Genomic DNA, 14,232 nt, shown 5'->3' on the forward strand with positions numbered 1-14,232 from the left:
TCCTTTCGTCGCAGGAAGAGTCCCATGGCAGATGCCCGGCAAAGTGAACTCGGCGATTTCCTGCGCTCGCGGCGGGAGAAGCTGACACCAAAAACTGCCGGCATTCCGATCGGACGACGCCGTCGGACGCCCGGCTTGCGCCGCGAGGAGGTGGCCGAACTCGCCGGCATCGGCGTCGATTGGTACACGCGGCTCGAACAGGGCCGCAGCGTAAGCCCTTCGCTGACGACGATCGACGCCTTGGCGCGAGCGCTACGGTTGACCAAGGCCGAGCACGCGCATCTGCGGGCGCTGATCCGCGACGCCGATCGGCGGCCGTTCATCCCGGAGGTGGTGCCACCGGCGATCCGGCGCACGATGGAGAGCTTGAACCAGCCGGCTTATATCACCGGGCGGCGCTGGGACATCCTGGCCTGGAACGATGCCGCAGAACAAACCTTCGGCTTCAGCCGACTTCCGCCAGCCGACCGCAACGTGCTCATCTGCATGCTGACCAATGAGGCGACGCGGCGTCTGTTCGGTCCATCATGGGCCGACGAAGCCCGCCGGATGGTGGCCCAGTTTCGCGCAAGTCACGATCTCTGGGCGGGCGATCCTGCCTTTCGCGACCTGCTCGCTCGGCTGCAGCACGGCTGCCAGGAATTCGCCCAATGGTGGGGGGCGCACGATATCAAAAGCAGCGTGTCCGGCCGCAAAGTGCTCAGCCATCCCAAGAAGGGCCGCCTGGCCTACGAATATGCGAGCTTTCAGGCCAATGACGACCCGGCGCTGAAACTTACCATCTACACGGCTGCCTGAACCCGTGTGACTACGGGGGAGGGCCCAAAGCTGGGAACAAACTTCAAAGCAGGCCGTTTTATTACAAATGTATTGAGCGCCTAAACCCGAATTTCGCAGGCGCCATCATAAGGTTAGGAGGAAAGCCAAATCCCACAGCTCCTTGTGCGCATGCACAAGGATTAGGTGCATCGCACAACGATCAGGCGGTCAACACACAACATTTGGACTTCCCGTCACGTCGCTGTGACATATATCATCCACACGGACCGTCAGAGTCCGGACAAATGGGATATAGCGCCAGAGGCGGGCGCGCCGAGGACGAATATGAAACGTGGAATTACCGTTCTGCTTTCACTTACCGTGCTTGTTACTGGCGCGTATTTCACCGCCAGCAAGTGGGCTATCCGTCACGAGACACTCAAATTCTATGATCCGGCGCGGGACAATCGCCTCGTTCCCGTCGACGTGGCCGTGCGCTGGGACAAGGAGATGCAGGCCAACGCCGGCATGATCACCCTGCCGGTGGCGATCCTCAACCACGGCAACACCGTCAAGAACACCGAGTATTCGTTCCTGACCAACATCTTTGCCGCGCGCGGCTATCTGGTGATCAGCCCGCAGCACGACCTGCCGACAGACCCGCCGATGGTGACCAAGGCCGGCGAGCTCTATGTCGGCCGCTTGCCGCAAATCCAGCGCGGCGTGGCCAATATCCACTTCGCTATCGACGAGATGAAGAAGCTCCAGCCTAACGCCGACTATGCCAAGGTCACCATGGTCGGACACTCGATGGGCGGCGACATCTCGATGTACTTCGCCAAGCAGTATCCCGACGAGATCAAGAAGGTCGTGACGCTGGACAATCTGCGCGTGCCGTTCCTGACCGACGGCAAGTTCAAGATCCTGTCCTTCCGCTCGAAGGATACCCATTTCAAGCCTGATCCGGGCGTCGTGCCCGATGATGAGGAGTGCGAGAAGTCCGGTATCACCGTGGTGAACACCAACTTCCAGCACAACGATATGCGCGACACCGGCCCGGACGTGGCGAAGAACTCGATCCAGGCGATGCTCGACAAGTTTCTGGTCGATAGCGACAGTGAGGTGGCGCCGGTCGACACCAGGAGTGCGCCGCCGAAGATCCTCGAACCGGGACCGGTCTCGCTCTACGTACCGGATCCCTCGACCAAGAAGGTCCAGAAGACCGAGACCGAGAAAGATCGCTCGGCCGTACCAAACTGACCTCTGGCCCCAATGCTCGGCGCATCCCGTGCGCGCATTGACGCTTTCCTGGTCTCGGCCCACATAATCCTCGCAGCAACGGCGAGGATTCATGGCTGGCGAACCGACCAAACCGAAATCCGGTAACGACATCGCTGCGCAGGCGGCCGAGGCCCGCAAGTTCGGTCGCCTGCCGGAAGCATCTCCGTCCAGCTCCGACGATATCGCCGCCTTCGTCGCCAAGGCGCGCGCGATGTCGCCGCATCAGGCCAGCGCGCGCGGAAGGCTGATTTTTGCACTCGACGCCACCATGAGCCGGCAGCCGACCTGGGACATGGCCTGCGCGCTGCAGGCGGACATGTTTCGCGAAGCCGCTTCCCTGGGCAGCCTGGATATCCGCCTGGTCTACTACCGCGGTTTCAACGAATGCCGGGCGACTGGCTGGATTTCCGACAGCGCTCACCTTGCCAGATTGATGGGCAAGATCGATTGCCAGGGCGGCAATACTCAGATCGGCAAAGTGTTGTCCGAGACGCGCCGCGAGGCGGTCGCCTCCGGGGTGCGGGCCGTGGTGTTCGTCGGCGACGCCATGGAGGAGTCCGTCGATGATCTCTGCACCAAGGCCGGCGAACTCGGGCTGCTCAAGGTACCCGTCTTCATGTTCCAGGAAGGCGGCGACGCCACCGCCGAGCAGGCGTTCCGCGAGATTGCGCGGCTGACCGGCGGCGCCTATTGCCGCTTCGATCCGGGTGCAGCGGCGCAATTGCGCGAACTGCTGCGGGCCGCTGCGGCCTACGCCGCCGGCGGACGCGAGGCGCTGCTGCAGTTGTCGAAAACCGCGAGCGGTGCGGCCAAGTTGATCGGCCAGATGAAGTGACGGTGGTCGCCGCGTTGCCTGACAGCGCATGGCGGAGCACCAGCCGGGCGGGGTCGTTGTGGACTTGGTTCGCGATGCTTTTCCTCGCCGCCGCGATTATATTGCGCCCATGCCAACCCTGATTGCCGGCGTCGTCGCCGTTGTCACGCTTTATCTCCTGCTGCAGATGTTTCGGGCCGCCAACCCGGCGATGATGGCGCGCGCGATCAAGATCGTCGGCGGCGTGTTGTCGCTCGCCGTCGCCGCCTATACCGGCATCAGGGGCGAACTTGCGGTGGCGATCCCGCTCGGGATCTTTGGCGCCGGCCTGCTCGGTTGGTCCCCGAACGTGCTGGGCAATTTCGGCAGCATCTTCGGCGGCACGCAGCGCTCCGCCGGACAGAGCTCGCGCGTGCGCTCGAAATATCTCGACATGAGCCTCGACCACGACACCGGCGCGCTGTCGGGCCAGATCGTGGAAGGACCGAATGCCGGCCGCTCGCTCGACGAGTTCGACCTTCAGGGATTGCTGGCGATGGCCGCCGGCTTCGACGCCGAAAGCGTCACGTTACTTGAAAGCTATCTGGACCGCCGGTTTCCCGCTTGGCGTCAGGACGCGCAGCGCAACGGGGCAGGGGGGCAACGCCGCGCGGCGCCGGGCGGCAAAATGACGGAAGAGGAGGCCTACCAGATCCTTGGCCTGCAGCCGGGAGCCTCGCGTGACGAGATCAGCCGGGCGCACCGCACTCTCATGAAGAAACTGCATCCCGACCAAGGGGGGTCGACGTACCTCGCTGCCCGTGTAAACGAGGCCAAGGATACCTTGCTTCGCACGCATTCTAGCTAACTCCGGCACGCTACCAACGCTACAAACCGAGAGTTGCCGCTGCTTCTCTGTGCTGACGCGCCCTGTCTCGCCCGCCGTTGCCCAGCGTGGTCGATCCCCTGTTCTCGAAAGCTTAACCGTAAATCCTTGCCGAGAAGTTTTCGCGAGGGAACAAGTGGCCGCGGCTGCGACAGGCCGACGCAAAAAAGCCGGCGCTGGTGGGCGCCGGCTTTGCGATTTTACGATCGGGCCGAAAGATCAGTTGCGGATGGTGATGCAGGAGATGTCGGCGCGTTTCAGCGTCCGGCACGCCGCCTCGGCCTGCTCGCGCTCGAGGCCGGCAAAGCGGGCGCGATAAAGCTTGCGGTTATCCTTGCCGACGACCGGCTCGGTGAAGGGATCGGCCTTGCCGAGGAGGCCGCGCGACTGGTTGCGCGCAAGATCGATGCGCTGGCGCGCCTCGTCCTCGCTTTCGAGTGCACCGACCTGGATGATCCAGCCGGTGTGCACGGCAGCCTGCGTGGGCTTGGCGACCGCGGCCGGCGACACCGCTTGCGGCTGGAGCGCGGCGACCGTCTGCGGCGAGGAGGTGGGCTGCTGCAGGCTCGACGCGGGCAATACCCCGAGGATGCCATTGCCGGTGCCGAACCCGGCAGGCTGCGGCGGCATTTCGGCTCTGGCTGCGGACCTTGCGACGTCGGTCTTGGCGACGTCGGCGCTTGCCACGACGGCGCTGGAGGTCTCGGCGACTTCCGGACGGGGTGGGATCGCATTGGTGACCGGAGGTGCCGGCTGGGATGGCGCGGCGGAGGCGAGCTTGGTGCCGCCGGCCTTGACCTGAACCGTCTTCACCTTGACCGGCTTCATCGGCTCGGCCGAGCCGGGAATGATCGCCATCGGCTGGCTCTGGATCACGCCGTTGGTCAGGGGCGCGGGTTCGGATTTGGGCTCCGGCCTCGCCGCTGGCTCAATCTTCGCTGGCGGCGGGGGAAGGGCGGCGGCCGCTGCGGCCATCAGCGATGCCTTTGCGGCCGGGCGCGGGGCCGCCGGCGTGAGCGCTGCCATTGCGGGCTCAGCGGAGGCGGCGGCGCCGGAAGTGACCTGCGCCGGCTGGTCGTTGCCGCGCGACGGCGTATCAGCTTCCGCGATATTGGTATTGCCATCCGCGACGTTCTTCTCGGTGATGGCGGCGGCGGTGCGGATCGTTGCGCCCTTCTCGAGGTTCTCGGCGAGCAGGCTGCGCATGATGGCGTCGCGCGAGCCGCCGCTGCGGCCACCCAACACCACGCCGATCAGATGGCGGTTGCCGCGGCGCATCGAACTGACGAGATTGAAGCCGGAGGCGCGGGTGTAGCCGGTCTTGATGCCGTCGATGCCCTCCACCTTGCCGAGCAGGTGGTTGTGATTGCGGATCGACTGTCCCCGATAATTGAACACGGTGGTGGAGAAATACCGATAGTAGCGCGGGAACCGATCCTGGATCGCGCGGCCGAGGGTGGCTTGGTCGCGCGCGGTCGTCACCTGCTCATCATTGGGCAGGCCTGATGCGTTGCGGTAGACCGTCTTGCTCATGCCGAGCGAACGGGCCTTCCGCGTCATCATCTTGGCGAAATCATCCTCATCGCCGCCAATGGCTTCGGCGATCACGACGGCGGCGTCATTGGCGGAACGCGTCACCAGGCCCTTGATGGCGTCTTCGACCCTGATGGTCTGGCCGGGCCGGAGGCCAAGCTTGGTAGGAGACTGCTCCGAAGCGTGCTCCGATACCTGCATTTCCGTATCCAGCTTCATCCTGCCGGCTTCGAGGCGCTCGAACAGCAGATAAAGCGTCATGATCTTGGTCAGCGAGGCCGGGTGACGAAGACCATCGGGATTGTTGGATGCCAGCACCGAGCCGGAATTGCCGTCGACGATGATGGAGGAGAATTGGGGGCTATAGCTGTCGCGATCCACCTGATGAGAGCGCACGTGATGGCGGTGGCGGGAGCGACGCGCCTCGGCGCTCTCGCTGGAGATCAGGATCGCTGTGGTGAAGGTGATGAGCCCGAGAACGCCAACTCGCAAGACACGCGAGGAAGCGAAAGTTGTACGAAGCATTTACTTCCCCGTCCCAATTTCTATCTTGATCACCGGCCCGTGGGGCAAAATTGTGCCCGCCGGGCCGCTGACATCACCCTGTTCGACGATGGCTTCCGGAAACGAGGCTCCGGTTGCATCGGCCGGCCAGGGTCGCTGTTCTGGCTAAGATGCTGTTCACAAACAGTTTTCAGGCTGCTTGTCGGAAGATGAACCCGTTCGGGAATCAAGGTTAGGCCTGCCGAGTTTCCAAAAGCTTAATTAAGCGTTGCGTAAAGACCCGGGGTTTTCGGCAAATTCGAACAATTTGTGCAATGCACAATATCGCTTGACTTGATTGTGCGCCGCACTAGTTTGACGGCGCGTTCGGGGAGTCGGCTCCGTGCCGACAATGGGTTTGCGCAAAAAGTCTTGGGAAAGGATTCCAATGGTCAAGGTTGAAGACATTCAGAACTACGGAAAAGAGCAGATTGAGACGATCACAGCTTCGGCGAACAATCTGCAGAGCGGCGTCCAGGCGATCGCGACCGCCTATGGCGACTACGCGAAGAAGTCGTTCGAGGACACCAAGTCGTTTGTGGAAAAGCTGTCCGGCGTGAAGTCGCTCGAGAAAGCGCTGGAAGCCCAGACCGAGTATGCCCGCTCGGCCTACGAGACCTTCGTTGCCGAATCGCAGAAGATCGCCGGCCTCTACAGCGACTGCGCCAAGCAGACTTTCAAGCCCTTCGAGGGCCTGGTCGCTAGATTCAACCCGACGCATTAATCGGCGCTACCTTAGTTTCCAAACGAAAAGCCCGGCCTTCGGCCGGGCTTTTCTGTTCGTCGAGGGGACGGGGAGCTACCGCGCGACACGCAGCTTGGACAGCGAGTTCCCGATCGAAGTGAAGGCCGTCATGATCTGGGTTGAGGACGTCACGGTTGAGAATTTGTCTGAGCTGCTGGCACAGTACTTCAGAATTTGGGATGTTGGATCACCATTGGTATTCACGTGCATCGTATAGATGGTGATGCCCTGACCCTTGATGTTGTCGCACTGAATGCGCTGGCGGGCGTCGATCTGGCCATTAAATTGGACTTGGCCGTTTCCGTATGATGGCCAGCGGTCCTGGGTGTTCAGACCGTCGGACATCACGATCAGGACCTTCTGATAGGTGTAGTTGGGATCCTCGGCGGGTGCATTGAGCGGCGCGCCTTGGGTGAGGGACTGCCATCCCCACGCGATTCCGATCGGCTGATTGGTGCCGCCATTGGGTACGAGGGAATCGACCTTGGTCTTCAGGGCGGCAAAATCATAGGTGAGTGGCATCAGTTGGGGCGGGCATGCGTCATACTGATCGGCGTAGAACCGAGTGGACGGGAGAGAAGTGTTGATGGTTGGTGTGGTATTCAGCGTATCGTAGTCCTGGTCGCGGTCCGTCACGCAGCCGTTCCAGGTGGTGTGATTGTTCGTCTTCCAGGTCTTGCCGGCGGCGGTGCAACTGCTGCTGTTCTTATAGGAGGTGTTGCTGCAGGTCCCATTGACCGCATCCCACTCGCTCCAGTTGATCCAGGGTTGATTGTAGTTGCCGGGACCGGCGTTGACCTCCTTGGCGAACGGAACGAGCGAGATGTAGACATCGCCTGGATTCTTTGCGAGCGCAGCGAGCTGATCGATCAGGGCCTTTGCGGCAGGCTTCAGGGCGGCCATCTTGCCGTCGTTCTGCATCGAACCGGTCACGTCGAGTACCAGCGCAACCCGCATCCGAACCGTGCCCCAGAGAGAGGTGGAGCTGAGGTTGAAGCCGAGAGTGTCAAGGCTCGCGAACTTCAAGAATTCGGTATTCACGCTGCCGGAGCCATCGACCTTGATGGTCGAGCCGTTTCCGGTATTCTGCGTATAACTCGCGTTGATCGTCACCGATTGGGCATCGGGGTTAGTGTAGAGCGCGGCGAAATATTTCCGCGCCGCCGTGGTGACGTCCGAGGTCGATATCCTGCCGTCGGTCAGATCTTTCGCCACCATCAGCGCCGTCGAGTCGAGCGCCGCCTGCATCGAGGAGCGGGCGCTGTTGGCGCGGGAATAGTCGATCGCGGCACCGACGAGGGTGATGATCGGAACCGCAGCCAAGGCAAAAATTACCGCTATATTCCCTTGATCCGCGCCGGCGAACCGGCGGGCCGCTGTACGAAGGCGGTCGAAAATGGCTGTAACGGACATGGCGTTCACCGCAATCTGGTTGGTGCCGCCATTTCTCAGTGCGCCGCTAAATAGGTGGTAAACCGGTCCTCATAAAAACGGGTCAAAGCCAAGGCAAAAGCCGAACGACGGGGACGAAAGCGGACCTATTGTCAATGGTCGCTAAACGAGTAGTCGGCTTCCTTTGTCAAACCCGCCAGAAACGATTAACCTTCGCATGAGCGTCGAGACCCGGGAGTCGGGCCGGCCGGCCCCGTGTGAGCCACGCATCTGTGCTTGCAGCGGGACAAAGCCGGGCCCATATTGCCTTTTGCCGACCAGCAAAGGATCGGACCGGGAAACGGCGATCTCTCGAGCGTGCTGGAAGTTCCGTGACGGCTGTTTTCGGCGTTGCGCAACCTCCAAGTGCGTTGCGTGTTTCCTTTGGGGATGTCGAACGCCTGAGCCATGTCGCAGACAGTTTTTGCAACCAATTCGCCCATATCGGCGCTTGCCGCGCCATCAGCGCCCCGGATGAGCAACGATGAGGGCCGTAATGGGGGGACCACCGGAGGTCCGTCCACTTCGGTCATTACCAAGGTCAAGCCGAAGACCAAGCGCCCGAATTTGTACCGCGTCCTGATCTTGAACGATGACTACACTCCGATGGAGTTCGTCGTTCATGTCTTAGAGAAGTTCTTCAACAAGGACGCGGAAGCGGCGACCAAGATCATGCTACACGTCCACCACCATGGCATCGGGGAGTGCGGGGTTTTCACCTATGAGATCGCCGAGACCAAGGTGACCCAGGTGATGGATTTTGCGCGGAAGCACCAGCATCCGCTGCAATGTGTGATGGAAAAGAAGTAAACCGGGCCCAGCGTCTAGCAGACCCGCCACGAGCGGAACGGGTCTTGCATTTAATTCGCATGATGGAAGCGCTTTGCCCGATGGAAGCGGATGGTGTTCCCGCTGACTGGAGGGATGTGGCTCTCGGTCGCGGCGCCTTTGCTCGATTGGCTGGCCGCTGCGCGAAGCCGGGCTTTCGCCACGATCGTGCGTGACTATATGACAGGGGATGACGAAGGTTGTTGTTGCCTGACCGGGCAATGGCGATCATGATGGCCGGGGGCCACAGAGGAAGCGAATGCCTACTTTTTCCCAAAGCCTTGAACAATCCCTGCATCGTGCATTGGCGATTGCAAACGAGCGTCACCATCAATACGCGACGCTTGAACACCTTCTGCTGTCGCTGATCGATGACTCGGATGCGGCCGCGGTGATGCGGGCCTGCAGCGTTGATCTCGACAAGCTCAGGACCAGTCTCGTCAACTATCTTGAGACCGAATTCGAAAACCTTGTGACTGATGGCGCCGATGACGCGAAGCCGACCGCCGGTTTCCAGCGCGTGATCCAGCGCGCGGTGATCCATGTGCAGTCCTCGGGTCGCGAAGAAGTGACCGGCGCCAATGTGCTGATCGCGATCTTCGCCGAGCGCGAAAGCCACGCTGCCTATTTCCTGCAAGAGCAGGACATGACGCGCTACGACGCGGTCAACTACATCAGCCACGGCATCGCCAAGCGGCCGGGCGTCTCCGAGGCGCGGCCGGTGCGCGGCGTCGACGAGGAGACCGAGGCCAAGGGCAATGAGGACGCCAAGAAGAAGGGCGAGGCGCTCGAGACCTATTGCGTCAACCTCAACAAGAAGGCGCGTGACGGCAAGATCGATCCGGTGATCGGGCGCAATGCCGAGATCAGCCGCGCGATCCAGGTGCTATGCCGCCGGCAGAAGAACAATCCGCTGTTCGTCGGCGAAGCCGGCGTCGGCAAGACCGCGATCGCGGAGGGACTGGCCAAGCGCATCGTCGACAGCGAAGTGCCGGAAGTGCTGGCCGCGGCCACCGTGTTCTCGCTGGACATGGGAACGCTGCTTGCCGGTACGCGCTATCGCGGTGATTTCGAGGAGCGCCTGAAGCAGGTGCTGAAGGAACTCGAGGCGCACCCGAACGCGATCCTGTTCATCGACGAAATCCATACCGTGATCGGCGCCGGCGCCACGTCGGGCGGCGCGATGGATGCGTCCAACCTGCTCAAGCCCGCGCTGGCTTCGGGCACCATCCGCTGCATGGGCTCGACGACCTACAAGGAATACCGCCAGCATTTCGAGAAGGACCGCGCCCTGGTGCGCCGGTTCCAGAAGATCGACGTTAACGAGCCGACGGTGGAAGATGCGATTGCGATCCTCAAGGGCCTCAAACCCTATTTCGAGGATTACCATCGGCTGAAATACACCAATGAGGCGATCGAGGCGGCGGTGCAGCTTTCGTCGCGGTACATCCACGATCGCAAATTGCCTGACAAGGCGATCGACGTGATCGACGAGTCCGGTGCAGCGCAGATGCTGGTTGCCGAGAACAAGCGCAAGAAGACGATCGGCATCAAGGAGATCGAGACCACGATCGCGACCATGGCGCGGATTCCGCCCAAGAGCGTGTCGAAGGACGATGCCGAGGTGCTGAAGCATCTCGAGCAGACCCTGAAGCGCGTGGTGTTCGGTCAGGACAAGGCGATCGAGTCGCTGTCGGCCTCGATCAAGCTGGCGCGTGCCGGCTTGCGCGAACCAGAAAAGCCGATCGGCTGCTACCTGTTCTCGGGCCCGACCGGCGTCGGCAAGACCGAGGTGGCAAAACAGCTTGCGGCGTCGCTCGGCGTCGAGCTGCTGCGCTTCGACATGTCCGAATACATGGAGCGGCACACGGTGTCGCGCCTGATCGGTGCACCTCCCGGCTATGTCGGCTTCGACCAGGGCGGCCTGTTGACCGACGGCGTGGACCAGCATCCGCATTGCGTGGTGCTGCTCGACGAAATCGAGAAGGCGCATCCGGATCTCTACAACGTGTTGCTGCAGATCATGGATCACGGCAGGCTGACCGACCATAACGGCAAGCAGGTCAACTTCCGCAACGTGATCCTGATCATGACCACGAATGCCGGCGCGGCGGATCTCGCCAGGCAGGCGTTCGGCTTCACGCGCAGCAAGCGGGAAGGCGACGACCACGAGGCGATCAATCGCCAGTTCGCGCCGGAATTCCGCAACCGGCTGGATGCGATCGTCTCCTTTGCGCATCTTAATGCCGACGTGATCGGCATGGTGGTCGAGAAGTTCGTGCTTCAGCTCGAGGCGCAGCTTGCGGACCGCGACGTTACCATCGAACTGTCCGAGCCCGCAAAGGCCTGGCTGATCGAGAACGGCTATGATGAGCAGATGGGTGCCCGCCCGATGGCGCGGGTGATCCAGGAGCACATCAAGAAGCCGCTGGCCGATGAAGTGCTGTTCGGTCATCTCAAGGGCGGCGGCCATGTCCGTGTCATCCTGGTCAAGGACGAGGCGACCGGCAAAGACAAGATCGGCTTCGAGTTCGTCGAAGGCCCGGTCACGCCGAAGCCGGAGAAGCTCCCCGGCGCTCGCAAGCGCAAGCCGAAGCCGGGCGGTCCCAATGGCGGTGGTGGCTCGAAGGGGCCGGCGCGCGGACCGCTGGTGAAAGTCTGACGGTGTTCTGATCGATTTTGAAAAGGCCGGCCACAAGCCGGCCTTTTTATTTCGGATTACGCCGCGCTCTCGCGAATACCCTTCGCGATTTCCTTCTGCGCGTCGAACTCGCGGCGGAGCCGGGCAAGCTCTTCGGCGCTCAGCGCATCGGCGTTGCTGTAGTCGCGCTTCCAGGAATGGTCTGCGCTCCAACGCAGCGGCGACTGCACGGTGGTCTGCGGTCCCGGCGCGGACTCAAGCACACGCAGCGCGAGCTCGAACGTGAATGCCTGCGAAGCCGGGTCCTGCGGCTTGCCGGCTGAATTGCCGAGCGGGAAATCGCTGAACAGGAAGCGCGGCACGGCGGCGTGCTCGACGATATCCTTCGCGCAGCCCATCACGACGGTCGAAATGCCGTTCGCTTCGAGATGCCGTGCCACCAGGCTGACGGTCTGGTGGCACACCGGGCAATTCGGCACAAGCACCGCGGCATCGACGCCATCAGCGCGGCAGCGCGCCAGGATGTCCGGCGCATCGGTCTCAATGGTGACGCGGTGGCTGCGGTTGGTGGGCGCGCCGAAGAAGCGCGGCGCGATCTCGCCGATCCGTCCTTCCTGCGCCAGCCGCCGCAATTGCGGCAACGGGAACCAGGTGCCGCTGTCCTCGGCCGAGCTGTGCACGCGGTCATAGGCGATATGGGAAATGCGCAGATCGTGCTGCTTCGATGTGTCGCCGTCATAGACCTGATAAAACTTGGCGCCGCCGTTATATTTCGCCCCCGGTCCCTGATCGCCCTTGGCGGGATCGAACGGCGCCGCCGTGGTGATGATGGTGACGCGGGATTCGGCGAGCGACTTGCGCAGCGGCTGGAACGGCGCGCTGGTGTAATGCGCCCAGCGGTAGGGCGTCGTGTAGCCGATGGCCGCATAGTAGTCGCGCGTGCGTTTCATGTAGCCGATCGGCGCATCGTCGTCGGGTGCGAAGTCGAGCTGCTGGTCGGACGTTGTTGTCATCTCGTGTGCTCCGAGTGATCAAGCCGGAAGCGACAGGCAATGGTCGAGCAAATTCGGATGGGTCGCGCAGATATGATGTGCGCCGGCGCCCTTCAGCTCCTTTTCGCTGCCATAGCCGTAGAGGACGCCGATGGCCGTCATGCCGTTGCTCCGCGCGCCGACGATATCGTGGCTGCGGTCGCCGATCATGATCGCCTGCGTGGGATCCACCTTCGCCGTATCGAGCGCATGCCGCAGCAGCTCGGTCTTGTCGGTGCGCGTGCCGTCGAGCTCCGAGCCGAACACCTGTTCGAAATAGGGACGCAGGCCGAAATGGTCGATGATCCGCTCGGCATAGACCGCGGGCTTGCTGGTGGCGATGAACATGCGCGGATGCGAGGCGGCCAGCGCGGACAGCGTCTCCTGGATGCCGTGATAGGTCTCGTTCTCGAACAGGCCGATATCGGCGAACCGCTCGCGATAAAGTGTCAATGCCCGATCTGCGAGCGCATCGCTGCCGACCAGTTTCTTCAGGCTCGCGTGCAGGGGAGGGCCGATGCACCAGGTCAATTCGTCTTCGCTTGGGATCGCCTGGCCCAGTCGCTCGAGGGCATATTGGATCGAACGGGTGATCCCGGGCTTGGGATTGGTCAACGTGCCGTCGAGATCAAAATAGATTGTGCGCATTTCGGCCCTGGGGCGTTGATAATGCCCAAGTTTGCTAGTTGGCCCGCCGCCTAAGTCAAGGACTGATTTGTCAGGTCTGAGATGATGCGAATAATCCCGCATTTCAGTGCCGCTTTCGCGATCTTGCTGTGGCTGGCACCGGCGGCGGCCGAGGAGCCTGACAGCCACGTCGTGCACCCGAGCGTCGAGGAACTCGCGCAACCCCCGGAAAAGTCTGAGACCGCGCGCGAGAGCGAGGCGCGGGAGGCGATGTGCCTGATGATCGAATCTGCTGCACGGGCGAACGATCTGCCGCTCGAATTCTTTGCCCGCGTGATCTGGCAGGAGAGCCGGTTTCAGCCCGATGCGGTGGGCCCGATGACGCGGAACGGCCAGCGCGCGCAGGGCATCGCGCAGTTCATGCCGGGAACGGCGAACGAGCGCGGCCTGCTCGATCCCTTCAATCCCGTGCAGGCGCTGCCGAAGTCGGCCGAATTCCTCAGCGAGCTTCGCAGCCAGTTCGGCAATCTCGGCCTTGCCGCCGCAGCCTACAATGCCGGTCCGCGCCGCGTGCAGGACTGGCTCGCCGGCACCGGCTACATGCCGCAGGAAACGCGCAACTATGTATACGCGATCACCGGCTCCAGCGTCGACGAATGGGCGTCCGCCGCCCGCAATGGCAAGGTGCCCACACGCCCGCAGACCTCGAGCTGCCGCGAATTGATGGCGCTCTTGAAGCGCGCGCCGAACCCGTTCGTTGCCGGCCTTGAACGGCACGTTACGCTCGCCGCTGCAAAGGTCTGGGGCGTTCAGCTTGCCGCTGGCTTCAACCGTGACAAGGCGCTCGCGATGTATGCGCGCGCGATGAAGAGCCTGAGCGCCGTGATCGGTGATCAGGACCCGAGCCTGTTCAGCGCACCCCTGCGCACGCGCGGGACCGCCACCTTCTATCAGGTGCGCATCGGCGCCGACACGCGGCCCGAGGCCGACAATCTCTGTAACCGCATCCGCAAAGCTGGCGGCGCCTGTTTTGTGTTACGGAACAGGGTGTGAGCGGGCAAGATTCGTCATTGCGAGGAGCGAAAGCGACGAAGCAATCCATCTCTCCGCAAGCGGCGGCATGGATTGCTTCGC

The 14,232-nt window shown here is 62.4% G+C and carries 12 protein-coding genes; 8 read left to right on the top strand and 4 right to left on the bottom strand.

What is annotated here, in order from left to right:
• Nucleotides 1-24: 24 nt before the first annotated feature.
• The 4 genes from AC5ZG1_RS21665 (at nucleotide 25) to AC5ZG1_RS21680 (ending at nucleotide 3,701) form a co-directional block, all read left to right on the top strand.
• Entirely contained in the window at nucleotides 25-798 is a 774-nt protein-coding gene (locus AC5ZG1_RS21665) for a helix-turn-helix transcriptional regulator (protein WP_496134037.1), read from the top strand.
• Between the two features lie 306 nt (nucleotides 799-1,104).
• On the top strand, nucleotides 1,105-2,019 hold the full coding sequence (locus tag AC5ZG1_RS21670) for an alpha/beta fold hydrolase (protein WP_051396718.1): 915 nt from the start codon (nucleotides 1,105-1,107) through the stop codon (nucleotides 2,017-2,019).
• Nucleotides 2,020-2,110: 91 nt separating this feature from the next.
• Nucleotides 2,111-2,875: a vWA domain-containing protein gene (locus AC5ZG1_RS21675; RefSeq protein ID WP_130230832.1), complete on the top strand. Its 765-nt coding sequence runs from the start codon at nucleotides 2,111-2,113 to the stop codon at nucleotides 2,873-2,875.
• 109 nt (nucleotides 2,876-2,984) lie between these two features.
• Nucleotides 2,985-3,701 carry a DnaJ domain-containing protein gene (locus AC5ZG1_RS21680; RefSeq protein WP_130230834.1) on the top strand — a complete coding sequence of 239 codons (717 nt, stop codon included), beginning with the start codon at nucleotides 2,985-2,987 and terminating at the stop codon, nucleotides 3,699-3,701.
• A 237-nt stretch (nucleotides 3,702-3,938) separates the two neighbouring features.
• Here the strand turns inward: AC5ZG1_RS21680 and AC5ZG1_RS21685 are convergent, their stop codons facing one another.
• Nucleotides 3,939-5,777 (bottom strand): serine hydrolase, encoded by a 1,839-nt coding sequence (locus AC5ZG1_RS21685; protein ID WP_496134038.1) that lies wholly within the window; start codon nucleotides 5,775-5,777, stop codon nucleotides 3,939-3,941.
• 406 nt (nucleotides 5,778-6,183) lie between these two features.
• Here AC5ZG1_RS21685 and AC5ZG1_RS21690 point away from each other — a divergent pair, with 406 nt between their 5' ends.
• On the top strand, nucleotides 6,184-6,519 hold the full coding sequence (locus AC5ZG1_RS21690; protein WP_028163972.1) for a phasin family protein: 336 nt from the start codon (nucleotides 6,184-6,186) through the stop codon (nucleotides 6,517-6,519).
• A 75-nt stretch (nucleotides 6,520-6,594) separates the two neighbouring features.
• Here the strand turns inward: AC5ZG1_RS21690 and AC5ZG1_RS21695 are convergent, their stop codons facing one another.
• On the bottom strand, nucleotides 6,595-7,953 hold the full coding sequence (locus AC5ZG1_RS21695; RefSeq protein ID WP_496134039.1) for a TadE/TadG family type IV pilus assembly protein: 1,359 nt from the start codon (nucleotides 7,951-7,953) through the stop codon (nucleotides 6,595-6,597).
• A gap of 492 nt (nucleotides 7,954-8,445) precedes the next feature.
• Between AC5ZG1_RS21695 and clpS the strand changes: the two genes are divergently transcribed.
• Together clpS and clpA are read left to right on the top strand one after the other, a co-directional pair.
• The gene (clpS, locus tag AC5ZG1_RS21700) at nucleotides 8,446-8,781 is read left to right on the top strand and encodes an ATP-dependent Clp protease adapter ClpS (RefSeq protein ID WP_496134040.1); all 336 of its coding nucleotides are present in this window, start codon (nucleotides 8,446-8,448) and stop codon (nucleotides 8,779-8,781) included.
• Nucleotides 8,782-9,058: 277 nt separating this feature from the next.
• Nucleotides 9,059-11,461 (top strand): ATP-dependent Clp protease ATP-binding subunit ClpA, encoded by a 2,403-nt coding sequence (gene clpA / locus AC5ZG1_RS21705; RefSeq protein WP_130228739.1) that lies wholly within the window; start codon nucleotides 9,059-9,061, stop codon nucleotides 11,459-11,461.
• Nucleotides 11,462-11,517: 56 nt separating this feature from the next.
• On the opposite strand, the gene AC5ZG1_RS21710 is transcribed toward clpA, so the two are convergent.
• The gene (locus AC5ZG1_RS21710) at nucleotides 11,518-12,453 is read right to left on the bottom strand and encodes a glycine/sarcosine/betaine reductase selenoprotein B family protein (protein WP_496134041.1); all 936 of its coding nucleotides are present in this window, start codon (nucleotides 12,451-12,453) and stop codon (nucleotides 11,518-11,520) included.
• 18 nt (nucleotides 12,454-12,471) lie between these two features.
• Nucleotides 12,472-13,119, bottom strand: a complete 648-nt coding sequence (locus AC5ZG1_RS21715; RefSeq protein WP_496134042.1) for an HAD family hydrolase — start codon at nucleotides 13,117-13,119, stop codon at nucleotides 12,472-12,474.
• An 84-nt stretch (nucleotides 13,120-13,203) separates the two neighbouring features.
• Here AC5ZG1_RS21715 and AC5ZG1_RS21720 point away from each other — a divergent pair, with 84 nt between their 5' ends.
• Nucleotides 13,204-14,151, top strand: coding sequence for a transglycosylase SLT domain-containing protein (locus AC5ZG1_RS21720; RefSeq protein ID WP_496134077.1), 948 nt, complete (start codon nucleotides 13,204-13,206; stop codon nucleotides 14,149-14,151).
• Nucleotides 14,152-14,232 lie beyond the last annotated feature (81 nt).

The organism is Bradyrhizobium sp. Leo78 (assembly GCF_059512425.1).